This is a genomic window from Gordonia sp. Z-3 (assembly GCF_036233855.1).
In the GTDB taxonomy this organism is placed as follows: Bacteria; Actinomycetota; Actinomycetes; order Mycobacteriales; family Mycobacteriaceae; genus Gordonia; species Gordonia tangerina.
Genome location: NZ_JAZARS010000004.1, coordinates 178,524 through 203,327, shown reverse-complemented (window position 1 = coordinate 203,327; position 24,804 = coordinate 178,524). Strand labels below are relative to the sequence as shown.

Genomic DNA, 24,804 nt, shown 5'->3' with positions numbered 1-24,804 from the left:
CGATACGCCCTCGGCTGGCGCCTCGGACTACTCGACCACCGAAAAGGCCCACCCCACCGAACAACCCGACCACCGCGATACACGCTCCGCCACACGGTGATCAGCCACCCTGTGGCAGCATATCGACCAACTCCCCCAGTTCGCCATCGCCGGGCACCTGCCGCCCGAAGACAATGCGGTACAGCAGAAATCCGGCCCACCCGTCGACCACGACGTCCACCGGCAACGACTCCGGCAGCAACCCGGCAGCAACCCAGCGCTGCAGCATGCGCAGGCCCGGGCCACGTCGGGCCCGCAGGATGTCCCGCAGGCCGGCTTCTCCCTCCTGCCCACGTTCAGCCAGTGCACTGGCCACCACAGATGGATCGCCGAGCAGGGTGAGTGTCTCGACGATCTCCCGGAGGTAGGCCAGCACGTCGGTGCGCAACTCACCGGTGTCCGGCGTCGGCGGCTCGGCCAGTTCGTCGGCGAAGGCATCGGTGATGACCGATGCCCGGTTGGGCCAACGCCGATACAGCGTCGCCTTGCCCACCCGCGCACGCCGCGCGATCGATTCCATTGTCACCTGGTGATAGCCGAGCTCACCCACCAGTTCACGCGCTGCGGCCAGTACCCGGTTGTCGACGTGCGGGTCGCGCGGGCGCCCGCGTCCGCGCTGGGCCCCGACGTCGTCACCGCCGATGCAGTCTGCAGACTCGCTGCTCGTTCCGGACGTCACCCCCGTATTCAACACCCGGAAATATCGGAACGCTTCGTCTCGTTATTGTGGGTGTAGGCGGCCCGCCACCGCGACGGACCGATTTCGCGAAGGAAGGGACTCTCTATGACCACACGTTTCACCGACAAGGTCGTTCTCATCACCGGCGCCGGTTCGGGCCTCGGCCGCGCCGCGGCCCTCCAACTCGCCTCCGAAGGCGCGTCACTGTCACTGATCGACGTCAGCGCGGCCGGACTCGCCGACACGGCTGCGCAGGTGACCGAGATCGCCTCGGGCACCAAAGTCCTGCAGCTAGTCGCGGACGTCAGCAACGAGTCCGATGTCGAGTCCTACGTGCAGAAGACGGTCGAGGCGTTCGGTCGTATCGACGGCTTCTTCAACAACACCGGCATCGAGGGCAAGCAGAACCTGACCGAGGATTTCGGGTCCGAGGAATTCGACAAGGTGGTGTCGATCAATCTGCGGGGCGTATTCCTGGGCCTCAAGCACGTCCTGGCAGTGATGAAGGATCAGGGGGCGGGACATGTCGTCAACACGGCGTCCGTCGGAGGCATCCGCGGTGTGGGGAACCAGTCCGGCTACGCGGCCGCCAAGCACGGCGTGGTGGGCCTGACCCGCAATTCCGGGATCGAGTACGGCCAGTACGGCATCACAGTCACCGCCATCGCTCCCGGCGCGATCATGACCCCCATGGTCGAGGGGTCACTCAAGCAGATCGACCCGGACAACTGGGAAGAGGCTGGCCGTCAGTTCGTCAGCGCGAATCCGATGCAGCGGTTCGGACGCCCAGAGGAGGTCGGCCACCTCGTCGCGTTCCTGCTGTCCGACGACGCCTCGTTCATCAACGCCACCACCATTCCGATCGACGGCGGACAGTCCGAGAAGTATTGATCCCCGATACCTCCCGTGGTTCTCACCACACCGTGGTGGGCGTCGTCCCGAGACGACGAATCGGACAGTAGTCTCGACGCGGACCATCCGCAGTCAAACCCCGCCCGCACCGGGCGATCCCGCGAGGAGACCTGATGAGTGATTCGCTGCAGTCCTTACTCGACACCAACCGCCCGGCCGTGGTGGCCGACCTCGTCGACGTCATCGACGCCGAGGTCGCGGATCAGAAGGGACTCGGCGGCGCTGCAGTCAAGACCGCCTACGCCGCCGCGCAGAAGGTGAAGCCGGGTGTGGTCACCTCGGCGACCAACCTGTTGCTACCCGATTTCCTGACCGCGCTGCAGCCGTTCTGGGATAACAAGCCGGCCGACGTATCGTTCGCCGACCATCTGGCCGCCAACAGCGATGCGGCCGCCGAGGCGCTGTTGACCGTCACCGACGATCAAACGGCCACGGCCCGCCCTGCACTCGCCAAGGCCTACGGCTCGCTACGCGGAAAGGCCAAGGGGTATGTCGCGGCGTCACTTCCGCGGGTAGGCGCGGCGATCGAGAAGCACGCCGGCTAGCACGTCACGAGTCCGACCCACGCGTCCATCGACCAGCCGTGACGGTTGATCGGTGGGCGCTGTCGTATGCGCTTGCGCCCAGTGGCGGCTGGTCAGGCAGCAGAGGTGACGATGAGCAGCAGACAGACGACGACGGCGATCAACGCGCCGAGCATCGACAGCACTCGCCACACGTGCACCCGTGCAGGCGTGTAGTCGGTACGTTGCGAAGAGGCGACTTGTGGTGACGCCATGACTTCTCACTTTCAGTAGTCCGGGTCAACGCTGACCAACTGGACGGCGATCACCGGTCTTGGTACTGCAGTGATAAATGTGTCACATGTTTTCTGGTGATCGCACTCACCGACGGTGCGTGTCATGATCACGAAAAGGCAACAGGTCGGAGGACAGATGGTGCAGACGGCAACCACGAGCACGCGCGGCTTCGACCTTCGCTCGGTATGGCTGATCGCCATCGCGTGTGCGGCCGTCAGCATGGTGGTGGCCGCGATGGCCGCGCTGAACACCGCCCTACCGGAAATCGCTGTCGACACCGGCGCCGATTCCGGTCAGATGACCTGGATTGTCGACGGATACACCCTCGCGTTGGCGGCGTTGCTGTTGCCGGCCGGAGCGATCGGTGATCGGTTCGGCCGACGAGGTGTACTCATCGTCGGACTCTTCGCCTTCGCGGTCGCGTCGATGCTGCCGATCTGGATCAACGATCCGGTGCAATTGGTCGTGACTCGCGTCCTGGCCGGTGCGGCCGCCGCGCTGATCATGCCCGCGACGCTCTCGCTGATCACCTCCGGCGTGCCCGAGCATCGCCGCGCCATCGGCGTCAGCATCTGGGCAGCCGTCGCCGGTGGCGGCGCCATCGCCGGTTTCCTGGTCACCGGTGTCCTGCTCGAGTTCTTCAGTTGGCATTCGATCTTCATCACCTTCGCATCGTCGGCACTGCTCACCGCGTTGCTCAGCCTCACCATCGGCACCTCGCGCGACAGCAACCCGGGACGCTTCGACATCGCCGGGTCGGTGACGTCGATCCTGGCCGTCAGCGGTGTCGTCCTCGGCCTGCTGGAGGCCCCGCATCGGGGATGGGCCGACCCGCTCGTACTCATCAGCCTGGTCGGCGGCATCGCACTGGCGGTCGCCTTCGTCGTCCTCGAATTACGGCGCTCCTCTCCACTTCTGGATGTCCGGCTGTTCACCAACCGCGCTTTCGGTTCCGGTTCGCTGTCGATCGCAATGCAGTTCTTCGCGTCGTTCGGCGTGTTCTACCTGATGCTGCAGCAACTCCAGTTGGTGTTCGGCTACACACCGTTGCAGTCGGCGTTCGCGCTGATGCCGATGGTGGCGGGCGTCGGTGTGTTCGCCTTGATCGGCAACTGGATCGCGGTACGGTTCCACGCCCTGCGGTTCGTACTGGCCGGCGGCATCATGCTGAGCGGGATCGGCATCGTGCTGCTGGGCACGATCGAATACGACACCTACTGGGCTGCACTATGGATCATTGTGTTGTGCGCCATCGGTATCGGCTTGGCGACCGCGTCGTCGACGACGGCAATCATGTCCAACACCCCGACCGACAATCAGGGGGTGGGTTCGGCGGTCAACGACACCGCACGCGAACTCGGCGCCGCCATCGGCATCGCGGTGGCCGGGAGCATCATGGCCGCCGGATATGCGTCGCGGATCGGGCCGGTCGCCGACAACGCGCAGGCTCAGCTCACCGCAGCTGGTGAACAACGCATCGCCGCCGGCGACCCGATCGTCGGTCAGATGCTGGTGCAGCAGGCCGGCGAAGCCGCCGAATACATCCGGCGATCGCTGGCCGAGGCGACCGCCGTCGTCGAACGACTCAGCGAACAGGCCGCGCCGCTGGCGATGCAGATCGCCGCCGACGCCCAGAACGCGTTCCTGGAACCGATGCGGCAGGCCTACATCGTGCTCGGGTCGGTGCTGATGGCGAGCGCGGTGGCGCTACTGTGGCTCGCGCCGCGTCGCGTGGTCCCAGAGCCGGACGGTGTCGATGCCACCCGTTCGACCGATGAGATCTCCGTCGGCGCAGCCATCGACACCGAGACCTCGGCGCGCCCTGAGACCAACCGCCCGGACTGAGGGTGCTGTCGTCTGACGGCGTCGTCGGCACCGTCCTCGCCGTCGCCGTTCTGGCGCTCGTTGTCGTCACAACGGTCACCGTGCGGCGCGGTGTCGCGACTGTCATCGCTGTGGCCTCGGCTGTGGCGGTGGTGGCGCTGGGTTTGACCGACGTGCCCGTTGCAGCCGATGAGATCCGTTTCATCGCACCGACGATCGCCTTTCTCGCTGCCATGCTCGTGGTGGCCGACGTCTGCGCCCGGACGGGCGTGTTCACCTGGGTCGGATGGGTGGTGGAAGGCTGGAGCCACGGGTCACCGAATCGACTGCTGCGCATCGTCTTCGTGGTCGCCGCCGTCACCACCGCGGTGTTGTCGATCGATACCACGATCGTGCTGCTGACGCCGGTCGCCGTGATCACTGCCCGCCGACTCGGTGCGCGTATCACGCCGGTCTCATACGCCGGAAATCATCTTGCCAACACCGCCTCCACCCTGTTTCCGGTCTCGAACCTGACGAATCTATTGGCGTTCAGTGCAACCGGCTTGAGTTTCCTGGGGTTTGCGGGTGTGATGGCGGCGCCGTGGATAGCGGCGATCGTGGTGGAGTATCTGATCTTCCGGTGGTTCTTCGCCGACGACCTGACGGTCAGATCACCACGTCGTAACAGGGATCCCGCAACGCCACCGCACACACCGCGCTGGGTGTTGACGTGTCTGGCACTTCTGTTCGTTGCTTTCGTGGTGTCCGAACCGTTGGGCGTGCCGCTGGCCGCGACGGCGGCGGTGGGCGCAGCGGTCATGTTGGCCCCGATGGCGTTTCGCGACCCAACAGTGACCGCGCGGCATACAGCCCGCGCGCTCAACGTCGGTTTCCTGGCATTCGTGGCAGCTCTCGGAGTGATCATCCTGCCGGTCCGCGAGGGCGCGATCGGGGACGCGGTGAGTCATCTGATCCCTACAGGCTCCGGCTTCCTCGCCATGGTCGCGGTGGCCGTGCTCGCCGCGATTTCGGCCAATGTGGTCAACAACCTGCCCGCCACCCTCCTGCTCGTCCCACTCACCGCCCATCAGCCGGCGCTGGTGCTCGCGGTGGTGCTCGGCGTGAACATCGGTCCCAACCTCGCCTACTTCGGATCGCTCGCGAACCTGCTGTGGCGGGACATCATGCGCCGCGACTCGACGGCGGCCCCGAGATCCCGGGACTACCTGCGGCTCGGCGCGCTGACCGTGCCGCCGACGCTGCTGGTCGCGGTGGTGGCGTTGTGGATATCTGTGCGCCTCGGCGGGTTGTGATCTCGCCAGGGTCTCGATACGCCACTCACTCCGTTCGCGGCTACTCGACCAGCGAAATGGCGCGCGGCCACCGGGCGACCGCTAATCCCACCCCCCGCTGATCGAGTAGCGCGCGAGCCCCCAGGCGAGCGAGCGTATCGAGATTCACACACGCACCAGGGTCTCGATACGCCACTCACTCCGTTTGCGGCTACTCGACCAGCGAAATGGCGCGAGCTACGTCAGTTCGCCGCGCCCGCGGGCTCGGTGGCTTCGGCGGCGGCATTCTTGGCCCACTTGTAGTCGGCCTTGCCGGCCGGGGTGCGCTTCACCTCCTCGACGAACACCACGATGCGCGGAACCTTGTACCCGGCGAGCGATTCCCGGCAGTGGGCGCCGATGTCATCGATGGACGGTTCCACTGCATCCTCGGCCACTGCCACCACCGCTGCCACCCGTTGGCCGTACTTGGCGTCGGGCACCGGCACGACGAGCGCGTCGGCCACGGCGGGGTGGGCGTGCAGTACCGCCTCGACCTCTTCGGCGTACACCTTTTCGCCACCGGTGTTGATGCACTGTGAACCTCGGCCGAGGAAGACGATGGTTCCGTCGGCCTCGACGGTGCCCATGTCGCCGAGGATCGAGATCCGTGTTCCGTCCGGCAGGGTCGGGAAGGTCTTCGCCGTTTTGGCCTCGTCCTTGTAGTAACCCAGCGGCACGTTCCCGATCCGTGCGATGTAGCCGACGTCGCCCGAGCCGGGCTCGATCTTGTTGAGCCGCTCGTCGACCACCATCATCTTGTCGGTCGGCGGTACCCGCAGGTTGCCGTTCTCATCCATCATGATCTCGCCGTCGTTTCCCGATTCCGAGGCACCGAAGTTGTCGCGCAGCACCAGATCCGGCTTCACCGCGAGGAACCGGTCCCGCACGTGTTGGGACCAGATCGCCCCACCGGAGGTGACCGAGAACAACGACGACAGGTCGACCTCGCCCTGGCGTCGCTCGAACTCCTCCACGAGCGGCATACCCATCGCGTCGCCGACGATCAGGATGATCTGCACCTTCTCCCGCTCGACTTCGGACACGATGGCCGAGGGTTTGAAGTCACGTTGGATGACCAGCCGACCACCGAGGGTGAAGAAGGTGAACAACGAGTACGACGCCGCGCCGTGCATCAGCGGTGCAGCGAGCAGAAACGCCATCGAGGGGAAATCCTTGACCGCGGTAGCGATCTCCGCGAGGTCCTTGCGTGCCTCACCGTACGGGTTACCCCCGGACAGAGGTTTGCGGAAGAAGTCGTCGTGCTGCCACATGACCCCCTTGGGGTACCCGGTGGTGCCTCCGGTGTAGAGCAGGTACAGCTCTTCGCCGGTGCGCGGTTCGAAGTCACGCTGCGTGGGCGTCGTCGCCGCGTCGGAGAAAGACACGATCTCCACCGACCGGTCGCCGGGCAGGTCCACCGCCGCGTCGGACAACTCGGGAGCCAGCTCGCCGATGACGAAGACCACCCGCACATTGGGCAGCTCCGGCAGGAGTTGCGCCACACTGCGCTGGTGTTCTTCCAGCTCGACGATGATCGCCCGCGAGTCGGAATTGTCGAAGATGTAGTGCAGTTCGGAGTTGGTGTACCGGTAGTTGATATTGACCGGAACGGCGCGGATCTTGAGCAGGCCCAGCAGGCTGGTGACATGCTCGACGCTGTTCTTCAGGAACAGCGACACGTTGTCGTGCGCGCCGATTCCCGACTCCGACAACAGGTGCGCGACCTGATTGGCCAGCTGGTCGAGTTCGGCATAGCTGATCTGGCGGCCCTCGTAGCTCAACGCGATCCGGTCAGGTACCGCATCGGCGACCGTCTCGAACACGTCGGCCAGATTGAACTTCATGTCGTCTCCTTGCTGAGCGCGGTGTTAGGTGGTTCGGGTGAGGACCAGGCCGCTGGTCGGAACTCCGGTGCCGGCGGTGACCACGACCTGCGCGGCACCGTCGACCTGGTTGACCGAGGTTCCGCGTACTTGCCGGACGGCCTCGGCGATGCCGTTCATACCGTGAATGTAGGCCTCACCGAGTTGACCGCCGTGGGTGTTCAGCGGCAGTTGCCCACCGACCTCGAGCGCACCCGGCTCTCGCACCAGATCTTTCGCCTCGCCCCGTGCGCAGAACCCGAGTTCTTCCAGTTGCATGAGGGTGTAGGGGGTGAAGTGGTCGTAGAGAATGGCGAGGTCCATGTCGGAGGGGCCGAGACCTGACTGTTTCCACAGTTGACGGCCGACCAGGCCCATCTCGGGCAGGCCGGCGAGGTCGTCGCGGTAGTAGCTGGACATGATGAACTGGTCGTCGGCGCTGCCGGCAGCGGCCGCCGCGATCACCGCGGGGGTGTGCGGCAGGTCCTTGGCCCGCTCCGCGGAGACCACCACGATGGCGACACCGCCGTCGGACTCCTGACAGCAGTCGAGCAGATGCAGCGGCTCGGCGATGTAGCGCGACTGTTGGTGGTCGTCGAGGGTGATCGGTTTGCCGTGGAAGAACGCGTTTGGGTTCACTGCGGCGTGTTTGCGGTCCACCACCGCGATCTGTCCGAAATCCTCACTGGTGACACCGTATTCGTGCATATAGCGCTGGGCGACCATCGCAACGAAAGCCGCCGGCGTGGACAGGCCGTGTGGATATGAGAACGCGTTGTCGGTGCCCGACGAGTTCTCTTGATTGGCCACCGCGCTGTTGACCTGGCCGAATCTCAAGCCCGATCGTTCGTTGAACGCACGGTAGGCGACGACGACATCGGCAACACCGGTGGCCACCGCCATCGCCGCCTGCTGAACCGTCGCGCAGGCCGCACCGCCGCCATAGTGGATGCGGGAGAAGTAGGTCATCTCCTTGATACCGACCGAACGGGCGACGGCGATCTCGGCGTTGGTGTCCATCGTGAAAGACACCAGTCCGTCGACATCGGCCGGTGTGAGTCCGGCATCGGCGATCGCGGACTGGACCGCTTCGGCCGCCAGCCGCAGTTCGCTGCGTCCGGAGTTCTTGGAGAACTCGGTGGCACCGATGCCGGCGATGGCCGCTCTGCCCGACAAACCGCCCATCATGCACCACCCCCGATCGTCAGGGTGACCGTCGAGATCACGTGCTTGCCCAGTGAATTGGTTCCGGTCACCGACACCGTGAGGACGTCGTCGGCAATGTCGGTCACCTCACCGGTGAAGGTGACCGAGTCGTAGGCGTACCACGGCACACCGAGTTTCAGATTGATCGAGCGGATGCGTGCCGATGGTCCGGCCCAGTCGGTGACGAACCGCTCCACCAGCCCGGTGTCGGTGAGGATGTTGACGAAAATGTCTTTGGACCCTTTGGCCTGTGCCAGGTCCCGGTCGTGGTGCACGTCCTGGAAGTCGCGAGTGGCCAGCGCCGTCGCCACCACGAATGTCGGCGATGCGTCGATGGTCAGCGGTGGCAACGTGTCCGCGATCCGGACCGGTTGCGGGGCAAGACTGGTCACGGCTGTCCCTTCGTTGTCGCAGGGGTCCAGGCATACAGGGTCCATGGGTCGGTTCCTGTCTCGGTGTCGGCCGGGAAGTCCAGAAACGTGACCTCCACCGCCATCCCGATCGTGACAACCGCCGGGTCGACGTCGCGGAGCTCACCCAGCATCCGGACACCTTCCTCGAGTTCCACCAGCGCCACCACGAACGGCAACTGCCGACCAGGCACCTTCGGGGCGTGGTGCACCACGTAGCTGAACACCGTGCCCCGGCCGGAGGCGACGAGGTAGTCGGTGGTGGGTACGGTTCCGTCTGCCTGGCGCGGTTTCCACGTCGCCGGAATCGGCGGGTGGCGCAACGTGCCGTCGTCGAGCTGCTGGATGCGCAGTTCATGGGACGCGACACCGTCCCAGAAGAACGCGGTGTCGCGTGATGCGCTCGGCTTGAGCATCCGGGTCGGATCGAGATCATCCGGTACTTGCGGTTCCGCCGGTTCCGCCGGTTGGGTTTTCGCCGACGGCCGGAATTTCAGGATGCGGAAAGACATCTCGGCGACCACCTCGTCACCGACCGACCACACGTTGCGGGTGGTGAAGAACCAACCTTCGCCAAGAGCCGTCTGCTTGGGGCCCACGACGTCGGTGAGATCAGACGAGATGGTGACCTGTTCGCCGGGCCGGGTGTAGCGGTGATAGACGGTGTCGCAGTTGGTCGCGACCACCGAGGTGTAACCGGCCTGATCGAACAGTTCGGTGGCACGTCCCAGCGGATCGTCGGCGGCCCGCTGTGCGTGCAGTCCGCGCATCGTCCACACCTGCGCCATCGCCGGCGGCGCGACGACCCCAGGGTGTCCGGCAGCGCGAGCGGCGTCGTCGTCGACGTAGACGGGATTGCGGTCCCCCATCGCCTCCACCCAGTTGTGGATCATCGGCTGGTTGATGGGATCTCGGCCCGCCCTGGGGGCGCTGGGTCCGTCAGCCTTGATGGCCTCAGCAGCGGAGAGGATGTCGGTGGGTGTGCTCATCATCGCCCTCGCAATCGAAGGTCGGCGGGGGTGGTCTCGATACGCCGCTCGCCTAGCGGCTCGCAGCTACTCGACCACCAGAGGGAAGCACCCGTCCCCACCGGACGAGACACCGACCACCAGAGGGCAGCCCTCCGGCGGGACGAGTCCTTCCCCGCCGGTCGAGTAGCCGACGAGCGGCAGCGAGGAGGCGTATCGAGACCTCGTGACACCCTCGCCCTCATCGCTTGGCCCTCGGCAATCCCAATCCGGCGGTGGCGATCATGTCGCGCATCACCTCGTTGACGCCACCGCCGAAGGTGATCACGACGTTTCGCTTCTGCTGCACGTCGAGCCAGTCGACCAACGCTGCAGTCTCGGGATCGGTGAAATCGCCGTAACGCCCGACGATGTCGTTGATCAGTCGGCAGACGTGTTGCAGCCGCTCGGTGGCGAACACCTTGGTGGCCGCGGCGTCGGCCATGGAGATCGCCTCCCCGGTCGAGGCGACCTGCCAGTTGAGGAGTTCGTTGATGCGGGCGTAGGCATCGATCTCGGCCAGGGCCCGCCGGACGTCGGAGTGCTTGGCGATGACGGTGCCGTCCGCGCCGGACTGCTGAGCCCAGGCTCGTACCCGCGCGGCGAGTCCGTCGATCCGGCCCGCGGGCCCGAGCATCACCCGCTCGTGATTGAGCTGGGTGGTGATCAGCTTCCACCCGTCGCCCTCATTGCCGACCCGCATCGACACCGGCACCTGCACGTCGTTGTAGTAGGTGGCATTCACGTGGTGCGCACCGTCGGCGGTGATGATCGGGGTCCAGCTGAACCCCGGGTCGCGGGTGTCGACGATGAGGATCGAGATGCCCTTGTGCTTCGGTGCGTCCTTGTCGGTCCGGACGGCCAGCCAGATGTAGTCGGCGTCATGGCCGCCGGTGGTGAAGATCTTCTGCCCGTTGACCACATAATGGTCGCCTTCGAGCACCGCGCTGGTGGTCAGCGAGGCCAGGTCGGTCCCCGCTTCGGGTTCGGTGTACCCGATCGCGAAGTGCACCTCACCGGCGAGGATGTCGGGTAAGAACTTTCGCTTGAGCTCGTCGGTGCCGTGTTCCTGCAACGTGGGTCCGACGGTCTGCAGGGTCACCGAGGGCAACGGGACGTCGGCGCGGACGGCCTCGTTGGTGAAGATCTGCTGTTCGATCTGACCAAAACCTTTGCCGCCGTATTCTTTCGGCCACCCGACACCGAGCCACCCGTCCTTGCCCATCTGTCGGATCACCGCGCGGTAGGTCTCGCCGTGACGTTCGGTGAGCATCACCCGCGCGTCCTCGGCGCTCACGAGATTCGTGAAGTATTCGCGCAGTTCGACCCGCAGCGCCTTCTGCTCGGGGGTGAGATCAATGAACATCTGTTGCCTGCCCTTTCGGGTCGAGACGGGCGTCGGAATCGTCGGCGATCTCGTCGAGACGGGCGTCGGGCCCGCCGACGAGCCGGGCGAGGTCCTTGGCGATCGAGAAGTACCGGTGCAACGGATAGGTCACGTCCACACCGATCCCGCCGTGCAGGTGGGTCATGGTCCGCAGGGTTGCCGGTATCTCGGTAGCCACCCAGTAGGCGGCGATTCCCAGATCCTGTGTAGCGTCGAGTCCTTCACTCATTCGCCAGGCAGCCGCGGTCGTCGATAGATCCAGTGACCGGGCGACCACATAGATGTCGGCGAGTTGTTGTCCGACGGCCTGGAACATCGCGATCGGCTTGCCGAACTGCTCACGATGGGTGACGTGGTCGGCGGTGAGTCGAGCGGCACCGGCGACGAGTCCCTGCGCATACGTTGCCAGCAGCAGGCGATACCGATCGCGAACGGCTCCGGCTTCGGTGGCGACGAGGTCGTCGGTGCCGACCGCGACGCCGTCGAAGCGCACGGTGTACTCGCCCCACCCGCTCGAGGTCGGTGTGCGCGTCATGCTCACCCCGTCCGCGTCGGAGGCCACCAGCACCGCGCCATCGTCGGTGGTCACCAGCAGCGCCGACGATCCCTCCGCATGCAGGACTCCCGTCTTGATGCCGGTGAGCCGGCCGTCGCGCACGGTGGTGCGCGGCGTCTCGGTGAGGGCATCGCCGAGCTCGCCGATGGCGATGGCATGCCAGGCGCCGTTCGCCACCGTAGGCGACCACGTCCCGCGGACTGACCGCTCGGCGGCACCGAGCGCCAGGGCCGACACGAGTGATCCCACGGCTGGCGTCACAGCCGCCGACTCCCCCATGCGTCGGAGCAGGGGCAGTAGGTCGATCACGGAGACGTCGTCGCCTCCGACATCGCCAGGTAATGCGAGCGCGGCGAGTCCGGCGTCGACAACCGACCGCCACAACGCGGTGTCGAATCCGCCGGGCGCGTTGCTCTGCCGATCGCGCCGACCGAACGTGGATTCCCAGTCCGGTTGGTGCCGCGCGAATACCTCTGCGGCGGCATCACGAACTGCTACCGCCGTGTCGTCGAGGGCGAAGTCCACCCCGGTGCCTCCTTGCCACAAATTAGAACTTGTTCTAGTTGTATCAGATGGCGTGTCCGGTGTGGGAGTTATGGCCTCTCAACTGCAGATTTCCCGCGCTCTCCGGGCGTCGTCACAGGTCAGCCGCGGGGCAGACCGAGAATCCGTTCCGCGGCTGCGGTCCGTAGGATCTGCGTGGTGCCCCCGGCGATGGACAGGCACCGGTTCTGCAGCAATGCGTCCGACGCGTCGGAGGCGGCCACCCCGTCGACGCCCAGCAGATCGAAAGCGAATTCCGGAACCGACTGACGATGCTGGACGCCGATCAGTTTGCGCACGCTCGACAACGCCCCCGGGTCGTGACCTTCCAGACGCCGGGTGACCGCACGGGCGTCGATGACGCGACCGGTGTGGGCTTCGGCCACCAGGCGCCCGAGGCCGGCCAACTCGTCGGGAGTCAGCTCGCGGGCCATCGCCTCGACCTGACGCAGCAGGGAATCCATCTCCTTGCCCAGGCCCGAACCGCCCATCGCCACGCGTTCGTTGGCCAGGGTCGTACGGGCCAGCCGCCAGCCGCCGTTGACCGGACCGACGACGCACTCGTCCGGGACGAACACGTCGTCGAGAAACACCTCGTTGAAGTTCGCGCGGCCGGTGAGTTCGCGCAGCGGCCGGATGTCGATACCGGAGGTGTTCATGTCGATCAAGAAATAGGTGATGCCCTTGTGTTTCGGTGCGTCGGCGTCGGTGCGCGCCAGGCACACCCCCCAGGATGCGTTGTGCGCCTGGGAGGTCCAGATCTTCTGCCCTTGCAGGCGCCAGCCGCCGTCGGCGCGAGTGGCCTTGGTACGCAACGCCGCGAGGTCCGAGCCCGCCTCGGGCTCGCTGAACAGCTGGCACCACACGATGTCGCCGGTCAGGGTCGGCGACACGAATCGTTGCCGCTGTTCGTCGGTGCCGTGTTCGAGGATCGTCGGGATCGCCCACGCGCCGATCACCAGGTCGGGCCGCTCGATCCGCGCGCGCTCGAACTCGTCGTCGATGAGCAGTTGTAGGGCCGCGCCGGCACCCAACCCATAGGGCGCGGGCCAATGCGGCATCAGATAGCCGGAATCGGCCAGTCGCGCCCGACGCCGCGACGGATCGAGGGCGGCGATGTCGTCCACTGCTGCCCGGACCTCCGCGCGCCGGTCCTCGACTGCGGACAGATCGATCCGAAAGTTCCTTCGGTGCCCCGCCATTCCGAGCCGGGCGAGTTCCCGAGCCGACGACATACCCTGGCCGATGGCGGCGCGAGCGGTCAGCGCTGCCCGCAAATAGAGATGAGCGTCGTGTTCGTAGGTGAAGCCGATGCCACCGAGGATCTGCACGCAGTCCTTGGCATTGGTCGTGGCGGCTTCGGCCGCGATGACGTCCGCCGCGCACCTGCTGACGGCGAGCTGGGCAATGACCTCCTCGTCGTCGGTCGCGAGACGTTCGTCCACCGCGCGCGCCAGATCCCATGCGACCGCGGTGAGCTCTTCGCTGCGGCAGAGCATGTCGGCGCAGATGTGTTTGATCGCCTGAAACGAGCCGATGGGTGTACCGAACTGGGTGCGCACCGTGGCGTAGTCGACGGCAGTGTCCAGCGACCACCGAGCGATGCCGCTCAGGTAGGCGGCGGTCGCGGCCGACAGACTCGCGGTGACCAGATCACCGTCCGGCAGGTCGATGAGGTCCCCACCCTGCACGCCGGTGACCTGCACCCGCGACACCGACACGGTGCCGCTGATGACGCCGTGTGCCTCGGCGGTGGTGGCACCAACGCCCGGGGGCAGGATTCGCCAGGAGACCCCGTCGCCTCCGTCTTCGTACGGGATCACCACCGCGCAGCCGTCGACGTAACCGGGCACCAGGCCCAGGTCGAGCGCACCGTCGTGCGGAGGATTTGCCGCCATCCCGGCGTACGCAGCTGCCGGAGCGACCACGGCCACTGCCCCGGAGGCGACCCGCGCAAGCAAGTCACCGGCGCGCGCGTCGTCGGACCGCGAGAGCCCGAGCGCGGCAGCGACCATCGGACCGATAGGGCCCGGCACCAGGCTGATACCGCACTGCTCGATCATGGCGGCGACATCGATGAAGGTCGCACCGAAGCCGCCGGAGTCCTCGGGCAGGGCGCCCGCGAAGACACCGAACTCGGCGAGTTGCGCCAACAGACCGGTCCACTGGTCGGCAGGCTTGTCGATGTCGGCACGGACCAGTTCGGTGGTCGAGACGCTGCGCGCCCAGGTATCGATCGCGTCGCAGACGGCGATCTGTTCGCTTGACGTGGCGATTGTCACGTGAATCCTCTGTATGTCAGGTTGTGACGGGCAAATAGAACCTGTTCTAATATGCCATGGGTGTTTGCCAACCGGTAGGCACCGTTCGAACCGACCACGTGAGGATGTCTTCGAGCACATGGCACGATCTGCAGCGGCCAAGGCGCCCGTCGAGCCCGCGGCCCCCACCGCCTCGGCAGCTGGTTCAGCGTCGAGCGGCACCGAGACCGGTTCAGCGGCGCAGCGCGAACGGCGTCGTCGCATCCTGGATGCGACGCTGGCGTTGGCATCCAAAGGTGGTTACGACGCGGTCCAGATGCGCACCGTCGCCGACAAGGCCGACGTCGCCGTGGGTACGCTCTACCGATATTTTCCCTCCAAGGTGCATCTGCTGGTCACCGCCCTCGCGCGCGAGTTCGAACGCGTCGAGTCGCGAGTGGATCGCTCACAGCTGCGCGGCGACAACGCAATCGAGCGGCTGCGTCATGTGCTGGACATGATCACCTATGCGATGCAACGCGATCCGCTGCTCACCGAGGCGATGACGCGCGCATTCATGTTCGCCGACGCCTCAGCGACTGCCGAGGTCGATCAGGTCGCCGGCATCATCGATCGGCTACTCGCGGGCGCCATGGTCGACGACGGCGAGCCCGGCGAGGAGGATCTGGCCATCGCCCGGGTCATTTCCGATGTGTGGATGTCGAATCTGGTGCAGTGGTTGACCCGCCGCGCCTCGGCCACCGACGTCACCAACCGCCTCGAACTGACGGTGCGGTTGTTGCTGAAGGATCGGATTCAATAGGTCTGCGGAGTCATCCGGTCTATTCGCGAGAGCCCGAACCCAACTGCTGATCGAGTAGTTCGAGCCGCTAGGCGAGAACGTATCGAGATCAGCCGCTTCCTACCGCCGCAGATCCGCCGCGATCATCGGCCACGTGCGCTTGAGGTCGGATTCCCAGTACTGCCAGGAATGCGTCCCGTTGGGTCGCGCAATCAGTTTCATCGGCACGCGCAGCGACCGAAGCCGCGCCGCCATGTCCTGGGTGCATTGGTTGACCGCCGCCTCGATCGCGCCGCCGAGCACCACCTGATTCGCCAGCACGAGCGGATTTCCCTGCACCAGTTCGGCATTCATCTGGTCGTACTTACCCGGCAGACCTGTACCACTGGTCATGTACACCTTGGTGCTGCGCAGCTTCGCCGCCCGGAGGTAGGGATCGTTGGCCCGCCAACCCGGTCCACCGACCGGCCCCCACATGTTGGTGAGGTTGCCCTGCCCGCGGTCAGCCACCACCATCCGGATGTAGGCCTGCCCCAACGGATCGCTGGTGCGCGCGCAACCACTGTAGGCGGCCACCGACCGGTACAGCTTGGGGGCGGCGATCGCGAGATTCAGCACCGACGTCCCGGCCATCGAGATACCCGCGATGGCGTTGACCTTGGTGGTGTCGAATTCCTTGTCGATGAGCGGCGGGAGTTCTTTGGTCAGGAACGTCTGCCACTTGTTGCGGCCCAGGACCGGATCGTCGCGCTGCCAGTCGGTGTAGTAGGAAAACGCGCCACCGATCGGGGTGACCACATTGACGTTCTTGTCGGCAAAGTACTTCACATAGTCGGTCTTGGCCGTCCAGGTGGCGGAGTCCTCACCACCGCCGGCCCCGTTGAGCAGATACAACGTCGGCCGGGGTTTGCTGGTGTTGCGCGGACGCAGCACGGTGATCGGGATCATCTTCTGCATCGACGCCGACCACACGATCAGCGTCGTGTGCTGCGGGTTGTCGTGGATGACGGTGTCGACGCGGGAGATCTTGGGGTCGGGGGTCGGTGTCGCCTGCGCAGCTGCCGCGCCGAGGGTGAGACCCACGGTCGCCGTCATCGCCGCAGCCACCCACACGCGCCATCGACGTCCCCCGAGTGCGTTCACCAACACCTTCCCTCCAACCTCACAAGTCACAGTTGTCACAACCTTAACGGTTGAGCAGCTCAACCAACAGCCGGAACGGTGCTCGTTAGGCACTTGTGACGTGCGGGCGCCGGCCTCTCGGCAGCCACCCCGAATCGCCAACGCCACCTTGCTTGGAAGCAAGGTGGCGTTGGCGATTGGGTATATGTCAGGAGTGGGTGAACTTCGGCTCACGCTTCTCGACGAACGCGGCCATGCCCTCGGCCTGGTCGTCGGTGGCGAATGTCGAGTAGAACAGTGCCCGCTCGGCGCGGATCCCCTCGCCGAGGCCGGACTCGAAGGCGCGGTTGACCGCGTCCTTGGCCAGCGAGGCCGCGATGAATGATTTCGATGCGATGGTCTCGGCCACTTCCTTGGCCGTGGTCAGGCAGTTCTCCTTCGGCACCACCCGCGACACCAGCCCGAGCTTGTCGGCCTCGTCGACCTTCATGTTCCGGCCGGTGAGGATCAGATCCATCGCCTTGGCCTTGCCGACCGCGCGGGTCAGGCGCTGCGATCCGCCGATGCCGGGGATCACGCCGAGATTGATCTCGGGCTGACCGAATACCGCGTTGTCACCGGCGATCAGGATGTCGCAGAGCATCGCCAGCTCGCAGCCACCGCCGAGGGCGTACCCGGTCACCGACGCGATGATCGGGGTGCGCAGGCGGGCCAGATCGTCCCAGGCGGCGAAGAACTGCTCGCCGACGACGTCGCTGTAGGACTTCGACGACATCTCCTTGATGTCAGCGCCGGCGGCGAAGGCTTTTTCCGACCCGGTGATCACGATTGCCCCGATGTCCGGGTCCTTGTCGAATGCGGTTGCCGCGCCGACGACCTCGGTCATGAGCGTGGTGTTGAGCGCGTTGAGCGCCTTCGGCCGGTTCAAGGTGATGACGCCGACGCGCCCGTCACGCTCGACGATGATGGTCTCGTGCTCAGACACTCGAATCCTCCTGCGGTGCGGGGTTGATGACAAGTTCCAGGCCGTCGGGCAGCGGCGCGAAGAAGGCGTCCACCTCGGCGGGGGTGACGGCGGTGTGATCGGTGTGGCGCCACGCCGGGTTGCGATCCTTGTCGATCACCTGCGCGCGGATACCCTCGGCCATATCGGGATTGAGCAGGCTGCGCAGCGACACCCGGAATTCACGCTTGAGTGTCTCGGGCAGGGTGGGTTCGGCCTGCCGCAGCGACCGCAGGGTCACGGCCAGCGCGAGCGGGCTCTTGCCGGCGATGGTGGCGGCGGTCTTCTTGGCATCGTCGGTGCCGGCGGCACTGCAGCGGTCGATGATCTCGGCGATGGAGTCGGCGGCGAAAGCCTGACTGATCCACTCCCGTTGCCCGGCGATCTTCGACTCGGGCGGTTCCTGTGCATACTTGGCGAGCGCGTCATCGAGCGAGGTCTCGCCGATCGCCCGACGGAATGCGCCGAGGTCGGCGGCCGGGATGTAGTGGTCGGCGAGACCGAGCTCGATGGCATCCGCACCGGACAACTGGCCGGCGGTGAGCCCGGCGTAGACGCCGAGGTTGTCCGGCACCCGGGCCAGCAGGTGTGTGCCACCGACGTCGGGCACGAATCCGATCCCGACCTCGGGCATGGCGAGCCGCGTGCGGTCGGTGACGACCCGGGTGTTGGCGTGGGCGGAGACACCGACACCACCACCCATCACAATGCCGTCCATGATGGCGACATAAGGCTTGGGGTAGCGCGCGATGTCGGCGTTGAGCCGGTATTCGTCGGCCCAGAACAGAGCGGACGGGCACGCCGCCGCCTCGGCGTCACCGGCGCCGGAGCTGCTCAGCGCCGAGGCATCACGGTGAATGGCCACGATGTCGCCGCCGGCACACAGACCGCGCTCGCCGGCACCGACCAGCACCACCGCGCTGACCTGCGGATCGGCCGCCCAGCCGCGCAGGAGCTCGTCCATGGCGGTCACCATCGGATGGTCGAGCGCGTTGATCGACTTCGGCCGGTTCAACGTCAGGGTCGCGACCCCGGCGTCGATCGTGGACAGCACGGACGGTTCGTCCACCATGCTCAGATCTCCCTCGCGCAGATTCGTCCGATTACCCCTCAGATACTTGCATATCCTAGTAAAGGAGTACAGCGCAGGTCCCGAGTACCTCAGTCCCGGGCGCGCACGAACACTTCCATCGTCGTCGAAAGGACCTCGCGGTCGTCGCCGTTCACCAGGCGTCCGGCGCAGGTCACCAGCGCACGACCGGGCTTGTCGAAGGTGACGGTGTCGATGGTCATCGACCCGGTGAGGGTGTCGTCCGGCCGGACCGGACGCAGAAAGGCGACATCGACCAGACGGCGTCCGGCGATCACCTGCCAGTGATCGAAGACCGCACGCACGGCCAACCGCTGGAACACCGCCAAGGTGTGGATGCCGCTGGCGATGAGTCCACCGAAGGCACCCGACTCAGCGGCGTCGGCGTCGACGTGAAAGCTCTGCGGGTCCCACTGGGAGGCGAAGTCCACCAGGTCGCCTTCGCTGATGGTGAAGGTCTCGAACTCGTGATGACGGCCCACTTCGAGGTCGTCGGCAAAGGCGCAGGATTCCGTGGTCACCGCGGTCACGCTATCGGGCGTTGCCGGATGAGATGCGAGCGACCGGGCGGACCGCACGCAGGTGGCCTCGTTCGCACCGACGTGGCCGCCGATGCGCTTGCCGCCGATCTCTTCCGACGATCCGTGCCCTCTCACTCAGTCCGCCCACCTACGGTGAGCTCACCGGGACATGCCACTAGGTCCCACAGTCCAGAAGGAGTAACCACATGACCATCCGCGTCGCCGTCTGCTACGGGCATCCCAACGATCCCGCCGCCTTTGACGAGTACTACGAGCAGGTCCACATCCCCCTCGCGTCGAAGGTCCCTGGATTGACCGACTACACCTGGGGCAAGGCCGCTACCCTCGACGGTTCGGAGCCGCCGTACTACGCCGTTGCGAACCTCTACTTCGCCGACCAAGAGGCCTTGATGGCGGCTGCGGGTTCCGAGGAGATGGCGGCGGCCGGCGCTGACGTCGCAAACTTCGCCACCGGTGGTGTCACGATGTTCACCCAGGAGGAAGCCTCGGTTCTGCGGTAACCGCTCGGCGCGTTCGACGCCACGTCGATGGTGGTCCGTCGTTTCCACCGGTGTGCGGACCCGACGCCAACCACACGGGGAACTGACATCCACGGCGGTTACAACCCTGTGTGGATGTCAGTTCTCCATGTGGTAGATCGCTACTGCGCGGGAGGCGGGTTGGCCGTGCCAGCCTTGGCGACCTATTCGTCGCAATCGCCGGGGAGCGACAACCTACAGTGGACCGATGAGCACCGACCTCCCACCTACCGACCGCCGCACCGTCGACCCGCGCCGTCACCAGCTCGCCGAGGTCATGCAGTTACCTGCCGATCAGCCGGTCACGATGCTCAATCTGCTGCGGTATCGCGATGTGGCCCACTACTCGGCCGCCGATGATCTCGCCCCCGAGCAGCCGATCTCGGGCGAGCAGGCATATCGCCGCTACGGCGCGGCAGCGACCCCACACATCGAGAAGGCGGGCGCCGAGGTGGTGTACCACGGCGAATGTGGTCCCACCGTGATCGGCCCGGCCGACGAAACGTGGGATTCGATACTGCTGGTGCGTTACCCGAACCCGAAAGCGTTCCTGGACATGGTCACCGATCCCGAGTACCAGTCGTTGTCGCGCCATCGCACTGCAGCACTGGCCGATTCCCGGCTCATCGCGACGACCACGTCGTAGCCGGAGCCGCCCGCCGCCGACGGCGCAACCGTTCTGGCCGCAGCTCCGGCTCCAAGCCGGAACCGGGAACTGCGGTCGGAAGTTTCGACAGGCCAAGCTCAGGTCTCGGTCGGGTGGAAATCGACTGCCAGCTCTGGTCCGTCATTTTCTCGATAGGCGGCGAGGTTCGCCGGATCGTAGGCGGCGACGGTGTCCATCCGGCGGGCCGCGCTCGATGCGACGAACTCATGCCCGGAGTCGACGACCCCCATAGGGCGTGAAAGTCCAGCGATCAAGCGGTAGAAGCCTTTCCGTGACTCCTGGAGCGGGACTGCGAACGCGTCGGTGTCGATGAGGAATTGGCTGATCGCGCTGATTACGCTGACGGTCGCCGGTCCCGATGCCGGTGCTTCCTTGTCATCGTTGAACGCGAGTCCGTGACGCCGCGCCCGATCCATCATCCACACCAGTGGGATGTTGCTGATCTTGCTGTCGGCATAGCCACCGCCGACGTTGCAGTGCACTCCGGAAAACCAGACCTGCTCGATGATCTGGCTGTCCGGGGCATCCGGCTGCGCACGCCACAGCGTCGGCTTGAACGGTCCGCGCTTCTCGTCGATGGCCAACGCATGATAAGCGGCCGCGACGGTGGAACTGAGCTGAGTGTCGTGAAATGCCCACCGTCGGTTGATCCATTCGAAGAGCTTGCCGCTGAGTGGAATTCCCAACGAGCCGACGGTGTCCCACACCCCGATGAAGCGGATCGGCACCTCATGTGAATACTGCTCACGGAACTCGACGGCGCGTTCGCCGCTCGGCGCCGACGACCGGTCCCGATCGCGGTACAGCGCGAAGGCCTCGTCGAGACGGCCGCGGTGCTCTCGCGACAGCAGGCCCGCGTTGCGGATGAAACCGGCGATGCTACGCGCGGTATATGCGCCGCGACTGAACCCGAACAAGAAGATCTCGTCGCCGGGTTCGTACATATCGACGAGTTCGAGATACCCCTTCTTCACATTCTTGGACAGCCCCAGTCCCAGTGCTCCTCCGCGAACCTTGTGCCACGGCTTGGTCCCGACCCCGGCCACATAAACGGAGTCCTGGATGACGCCGGCATCGTCGGTGCCGGCGATCGCCTGATACAGCTTGACCACGTTCGTCGGGTGTTTCTGCCCGAACACATTCCAGGTGCCGTCGCAACACACGATCAGCCGTCTCGGCATGATGAGTTGATCTCCTTCTCAGGTGGAACAGGTGCTTTAGATCCTATGCGGCGTCGAATGGTTCATGCGTCGCGTGATTGATCGACAGCTGCCGCCGGGCTCGTCGGCGGGTCACGGCGTCCGCAGCACATCGCGCGCCCGCGCATTGATGGCGTCGTGGATCCAGTCGGGCTCGACGACGTCGAAGGAGTGCTCGAGCAGCAGAGCCCACACCATCCTCAGTGCTCGTGTCCGGTCGGCGTACCGTAGCCGGGCTCGCACGGTCGCTGCGTTGGGCGTCGCGGTGTCGTGAATCGCGACGGCACGCCCGAGTCGATCCAGATCCTCGGCAGCACAGTCGATCACCACCTCGACCGGTTCGAACGATGCCCGAAACGCGCTTCGATGTCGTTGCCAGATCTCGTCGAGGTCGACCTGAGGATCCCGCTGCGCCGGCTCGTCGAGGACCTCGACGTCGGACATCCGCGACACCCGATACATGCGTTCGTCACCGTTCACTGCCGCGACGAAGTACCAGGTCTCGCCGGCCACGATGAGACCGATGGGATCGAGAATCCGTTCGCGTACTTCGTCATCGCCGCGTCTGCGATAACCGACCCGCAGTCGTCGACCATCGAACACCGCCTGCTGCACGGCCCCCAACGCGCTCACCTTTTCTGGTTCACGCACGAAACCCTCGGGCCGGACGAGGACACGTTGAGCGGCGTCGACCGCCCGGCCACGATGAGCCTCGGGCAGCGCGGCGGCCACCTTGCGCATCGCGCTGGCGAATGCCGGTGAATCCAGTCGCCCGGTGCCGGCCAACAACGATGTCGCCTCATCGACGGTCAGCCCCGTCAGATCCGTGCGATAGCCGGGCAGCAACGCGAAACCACCGTGTCGACCGCGCTCGGCATACACCGGCACGCCCGACAACGACAGCGCATCGATGTCGCGCAGCACCGTACGCTCCGAGACACCGAGTTCCTCGGCGATGGCAGCAGCGGTCAGCCGCTCATGCTTCTTCAACAGCATCAGCACCGCGATGAGACGTTCGGCTCGCACATCCCCGATTCTGTCGCACAATCACGACAGAAGATGTCGTGATTAGGAGATTGACTGAGATCACCAGCCAGGAAACTCAAAGGAATCACGATGACGAACTCCCCGACCGCCGATCCCCGCCCCTCCTACGCCGCCGCCACCGCGTGGGTCACCGAATTGCTCAACGGCGTGTCCGAAGATCAATGGTCGGCCCCCACACCCTGCGACGAGTTCGACGTCCGCACGCTCGCCGCACACCTGATCGCCACGGCCAACCGCGCGGTCGCGCTCGCCGAGGGTGCCGACGCCCTCGCACTGCCCCGCCTCGCCGACACCTATGACGCACACTCATACGCCGTCACCGTCGGCAAAGCCATCGAGCTGTGGTCCGACGACGCCACCCTGACCGCGCCGGTCACCGTCCCGTGGGGTGAGGTCCCGGGAGCAGGCGCGCTGTGGGGCTACGTCAGCGAGACCCTGGTGCACGGTTGGGACCTGGCTGTCGCCACCGGTCAGTCCGCCGAAACCGATCCGGCCGTGGTCGACCCGGTACTGGCGGTCGCGCGCCAGTTCATCCCGGCCGAGATCCGCGCCAACCCCGACGTGCCGTTCGGACCGGTCGTCGAGCCTCGCTCCGAGGCCGGTCCGACCGAACGGTTGGCGAACTGGACCGGACGTTCATCGTCGCCCTGGGTGGGTGCGGCCGCACGGTGACCGCGCTCATCCGCAGATCGGGTGACCGGAATTCGGCGGCATAGAATGGATCCCTGTGTCTCTCCGTCGTACGCCCGAAGTGAGTACGGACGGCGTGACACCGAAGGGCGCTTTGGCCTCTTTGTCCAACCCGAACTATCGGCTGTACTTCGCCGGGCAGACGCTGTCACTCACCGGAACCTGGATGCAGATGACGGCCCAGGCCTGGCTCGTTCTGACGCTCAGCGGGTCGGCATCTGTACTGGGTGCGATCGTCGCCCTGCAAGCGCTGCCGATCCTGTTGCTGGGCCCCTACGCGGGAGTGATCGCCGACCGGGTCGATCGCCGTCGGTTGATGATCGTGCTGCAGACCATCATGGGGATTCTCGCCGGCATCCTCGCGGTGCTGACACTCGGCGGGTGGGTGCAGATCTGGCATGTCGCAGTGTTGGCGCTGCTCGTCGGCCTCAACAATGCGTTCGAGAACCCGGCCCGCCAGGCGTTCATCCATCAGGTGGTGGGCGAGGAGCTGATTCGCAACGCCGTCACCTTGAATTCGGTGATGGTCAACGCGGCCCGAGCAGTGGGACCCGGCGTCGCCGGTCTCGTCCTCGCGGCCGTGGGCGCCGGATGGTGCTTCGCGATCAACGCGCTGAGCTTCGTCGCGGTGGTCGTCTCGCTCGTCGCGATGAACACCGCGACCATCGAACACGAAGAGCCCATCGCCCGCGCCAAGGGACAGCTCCGCGAGGGTCTGCGGTACGTTCGCGGCTCCCCCGCCCTGTGGATCCCGCTGGTGATGATGGCGCTCGTCGGCACGCTTGCCTACGAGTTCCAGGTGTCGCTGCCCGCGGCCGCCGCCGATACGTTCGAGGGTGGCCCGCAGGCGCTCGGGTTCATGACCTCGGCCATGGGGGTAGGAGCTGTGGTCGGTGGTCTGCTTGTCGCGGCGCGTGGCACCACCGGCCTGCGGCCCTTGACCATCGCGGCAGCCGGTTTCGGAGTGACCATTGCCGCGACCGCGATCGCCCCGTCGTTGCCGGTCGCGATCGCCGCGCTGTTCTTTGTCGGATGGCTCAGCGTCACCTTCATGTCCACCGGGAATGCGACGCTGCAGCTGAACGCGGACCCGCGGATGCGTGGACGGGTGATGTCGCTGTGGTCGGTGGCGTTCATGGGCTCTACCCCGATCGGAGGACCCATCATCGGCGCGATCTGTGAGGTCACCGATGCGCGGGTGGGTCTCGGAGTGGGTGCGGTCTCATGCTTCGTCGCGGCCGCACTCGGTGCCGCGGTGTGGCGACGCGGGAATCGTCGTCGGCCGGTGCGGATGCGGTCGACGGAGGGCGGCCCTTCGTGACGCTCGCAAGCTCGCTCCCTTG

General features: G+C 65.9%; 24 protein-coding genes. 9 read left to right on the top strand and 15 right to left on the bottom strand.

Annotated elements, in window-relative coordinates; genetic code table 11:
- Positions 1–100: 100 nt before the first annotated feature.
- Complete coding sequence (locus VX037_RS06165) at positions 101–718, bottom strand: TetR/AcrR family transcriptional regulator (protein ID WP_328713575.1); 618 nt, start codon at positions 716–718, stop codon at positions 101–103.
- A gap of 105 nt (positions 719–823) precedes the next feature.
- On the opposite strand from VX037_RS06165, the gene VX037_RS06160 reads away from it, so the two are divergent.
- Both VX037_RS06160 and VX037_RS06155 read left to right on the top strand, forming a co-directional pair.
- A complete protein-coding gene (locus tag VX037_RS06160) occupies positions 824–1,609 on the top strand; it encodes an SDR family oxidoreductase (protein ID WP_328713573.1) in 786 nt (261 codons plus the stop codon).
- Between the two features lie 134 nt (positions 1,610–1,743).
- The gene (locus tag VX037_RS06155) at positions 1,744–2,175 is read left to right on the top strand and encodes a DUF6918 family protein (RefSeq protein ID WP_235725239.1); all 432 of its coding nucleotides are present in this window, start codon (positions 1,744–1,746) and stop codon (positions 2,173–2,175) included.
- 92 nt (positions 2,176–2,267) lie between these two features.
- Here the strand turns inward: VX037_RS06155 and VX037_RS06150 are convergent, their stop codons facing one another.
- Positions 2,268–2,408, bottom strand: a complete 141-nt coding sequence (locus tag VX037_RS06150; protein WP_328713571.1) for a hypothetical protein — start codon at positions 2,406–2,408, stop codon at positions 2,268–2,270.
- 157 nt (positions 2,409–2,565) lie between these two features.
- Between VX037_RS06150 and VX037_RS06145 the strand changes: the two genes are divergently transcribed.
- Positions 2,566–4,275, top strand: coding sequence for an MFS transporter (locus tag VX037_RS06145; RefSeq protein ID WP_328713569.1), 1,710 nt, complete (start codon positions 2,566–2,568; stop codon positions 4,273–4,275).
- Between the two features lie 2 nt (positions 4,276–4,277).
- Positions 4,278–5,549 carry an SLC13 family permease gene (locus VX037_RS06140; protein WP_235725236.1) on the top strand — a complete coding sequence of 424 codons (1,272 nt, stop codon included), beginning with the start codon at positions 4,278–4,280 and terminating at the stop codon, positions 5,547–5,549.
- A gap of 221 nt (positions 5,550–5,770) precedes the next feature.
- On the opposite strand, the gene VX037_RS06135 is transcribed toward VX037_RS06140, so the two are convergent.
- The 7 genes from VX037_RS06135 to VX037_RS06105 form a co-directional block, all read right to left on the bottom strand.
- A complete protein-coding gene (locus tag VX037_RS06135) occupies positions 5,771–7,414 on the bottom strand; it encodes an AMP-binding protein (protein ID WP_328713567.1) in 1,644 nt (547 codons plus the stop codon).
- A gap of 24 nt (positions 7,415–7,438) precedes the next feature.
- On the bottom strand, positions 7,439–8,617 hold the full coding sequence (locus tag VX037_RS06130; protein WP_266060555.1) for a lipid-transfer protein: 1,179 nt from the start codon (positions 8,615–8,617) through the stop codon (positions 7,439–7,441).
- Positions 8,617–9,030 (bottom strand): MaoC family dehydratase, encoded by a 414-nt coding sequence (locus tag VX037_RS06125; protein ID WP_328713566.1) that lies wholly within the window; start codon positions 9,028–9,030, stop codon positions 8,617–8,619. The genes VX037_RS06130 and VX037_RS06125 overlap by 1 nt, the downstream gene beginning before the upstream one ends.
- Positions 9,027–10,037, bottom strand: a complete 1,011-nt coding sequence (locus VX037_RS06120) for a bifunctional MaoC family dehydratase N-terminal/OB-fold nucleic acid binding domain-containing protein (RefSeq protein WP_235725234.1) — start codon at positions 10,035–10,037, stop codon at positions 9,027–9,029. Before VX037_RS06120 ends, VX037_RS06125 begins: the two co-directional genes overlap by 4 nt.
- A gap of 220 nt (positions 10,038–10,257) precedes the next feature.
- Positions 10,258–11,421, bottom strand: coding sequence for an acyl-CoA dehydrogenase family protein (locus VX037_RS06115; protein WP_328713564.1), 1,164 nt, complete (start codon positions 11,419–11,421; stop codon positions 10,258–10,260).
- Entirely contained in the window at positions 11,411–12,523 is a 1,113-nt protein-coding gene (locus tag VX037_RS06110; protein WP_266060447.1) for an acyl-CoA dehydrogenase family protein, read from the bottom strand. The genes VX037_RS06115 and VX037_RS06110 overlap by 11 nt, the downstream gene beginning before the upstream one ends.
- A gap of 119 nt (positions 12,524–12,642) precedes the next feature.
- Positions 12,643–14,823 carry an acyl-CoA dehydrogenase family protein gene (locus tag VX037_RS06105; protein ID WP_328713562.1) on the bottom strand — a complete coding sequence of 727 codons (2,181 nt, stop codon included), beginning with the start codon at positions 14,821–14,823 and terminating at the stop codon, positions 12,643–12,645.
- Between the two features lie 118 nt (positions 14,824–14,941).
- Here VX037_RS06105 and kstR point away from each other — a divergent pair, with 118 nt between their 5' ends.
- Positions 14,942–15,604 carry a cholesterol catabolism transcriptional regulator KstR gene (gene kstR, locus VX037_RS06100; RefSeq protein WP_235725230.1) on the top strand — a complete coding sequence of 221 codons (663 nt, stop codon included), beginning with the start codon at positions 14,942–14,944 and terminating at the stop codon, positions 15,602–15,604.
- A gap of 99 nt (positions 15,605–15,703) precedes the next feature.
- Here kstR and VX037_RS06095 read toward each other — a convergent pair whose 3' ends face one another.
- The 4 genes from VX037_RS06095 to VX037_RS06080 all read right to left on the bottom strand — a co-directional run bounded on the left by VX037_RS06095 (position 15,704) and on the right by VX037_RS06080 (position 19,319).
- Entirely contained in the window at positions 15,704–16,678 is a 975-nt protein-coding gene (locus VX037_RS06095) for an alpha/beta hydrolase (RefSeq protein WP_328713697.1), read from the bottom strand.
- Positions 16,679–16,913: 235 nt separating this feature from the next.
- The gene (locus VX037_RS06090) at positions 16,914–17,690 is read right to left on the bottom strand and encodes an enoyl-CoA hydratase (RefSeq protein ID WP_328713560.1); all 777 of its coding nucleotides are present in this window, start codon (positions 17,688–17,690) and stop codon (positions 16,914–16,916) included.
- The gene (locus VX037_RS06085) at positions 17,683–18,780 is read right to left on the bottom strand and encodes an enoyl-CoA hydratase/isomerase family protein (protein WP_328713559.1); all 1,098 of its coding nucleotides are present in this window, start codon (positions 18,778–18,780) and stop codon (positions 17,683–17,685) included. The genes VX037_RS06090 and VX037_RS06085 overlap by 8 nt, the downstream gene beginning before the upstream one ends.
- Before the next feature lie 89 nt (positions 18,781–18,869).
- Entirely contained in the window at positions 18,870–19,319 is a 450-nt protein-coding gene (locus tag VX037_RS06080; RefSeq protein ID WP_328713557.1) for a MaoC/PaaZ C-terminal domain-containing protein, read from the bottom strand.
- A gap of 206 nt (positions 19,320–19,525) precedes the next feature.
- Between VX037_RS06080 and VX037_RS06075 the strand changes: the two genes are divergently transcribed.
- A complete protein-coding gene (locus tag VX037_RS06075) occupies positions 19,526–19,840 on the top strand; it encodes an EthD family reductase (protein WP_266060439.1) in 315 nt (104 codons plus the stop codon).
- Between the two features lie 226 nt (positions 19,841–20,066).
- On the top strand, positions 20,067–20,504 hold the full coding sequence (locus VX037_RS06070) for a DUF1330 domain-containing protein (protein ID WP_328713556.1): 438 nt from the start codon (positions 20,067–20,069) through the stop codon (positions 20,502–20,504).
- 98 nt (positions 20,505–20,602) lie between these two features.
- Here the strand turns inward: VX037_RS06070 and VX037_RS06065 are convergent, their stop codons facing one another.
- Both VX037_RS06065 and VX037_RS06060 read right to left on the bottom strand, forming a co-directional pair.
- Entirely contained in the window at positions 20,603–21,706 is a 1,104-nt protein-coding gene (locus VX037_RS06065) for a DUF2235 domain-containing protein (protein WP_266060436.1), read from the bottom strand.
- A gap of 111 nt (positions 21,707–21,817) precedes the next feature.
- Positions 21,818–22,750 carry a helix-turn-helix transcriptional regulator gene (locus tag VX037_RS06060; RefSeq protein ID WP_266060435.1) on the bottom strand — a complete coding sequence of 311 codons (933 nt, stop codon included), beginning with the start codon at positions 22,748–22,750 and terminating at the stop codon, positions 21,818–21,820.
- Positions 22,751–22,840: 90 nt separating this feature from the next.
- Here VX037_RS06060 and VX037_RS06055 point away from each other — a divergent pair, with 90 nt between their 5' ends.
- The gene (locus VX037_RS06055; RefSeq protein ID WP_328713554.1) at positions 22,841–23,443 is read left to right on the top strand and encodes a TIGR03086 family metal-binding protein; all 603 of its coding nucleotides are present in this window, start codon (positions 22,841–22,843) and stop codon (positions 23,441–23,443) included.
- A gap of 94 nt (positions 23,444–23,537) precedes the next feature.
- Positions 23,538–24,782, top strand: a complete 1,245-nt coding sequence (locus VX037_RS06050) for an MFS transporter (RefSeq protein WP_328713553.1) — start codon at positions 23,538–23,540, stop codon at positions 24,780–24,782.
- The last annotated feature ends 22 nt before the right edge of the window (positions 24,783–24,804 follow it).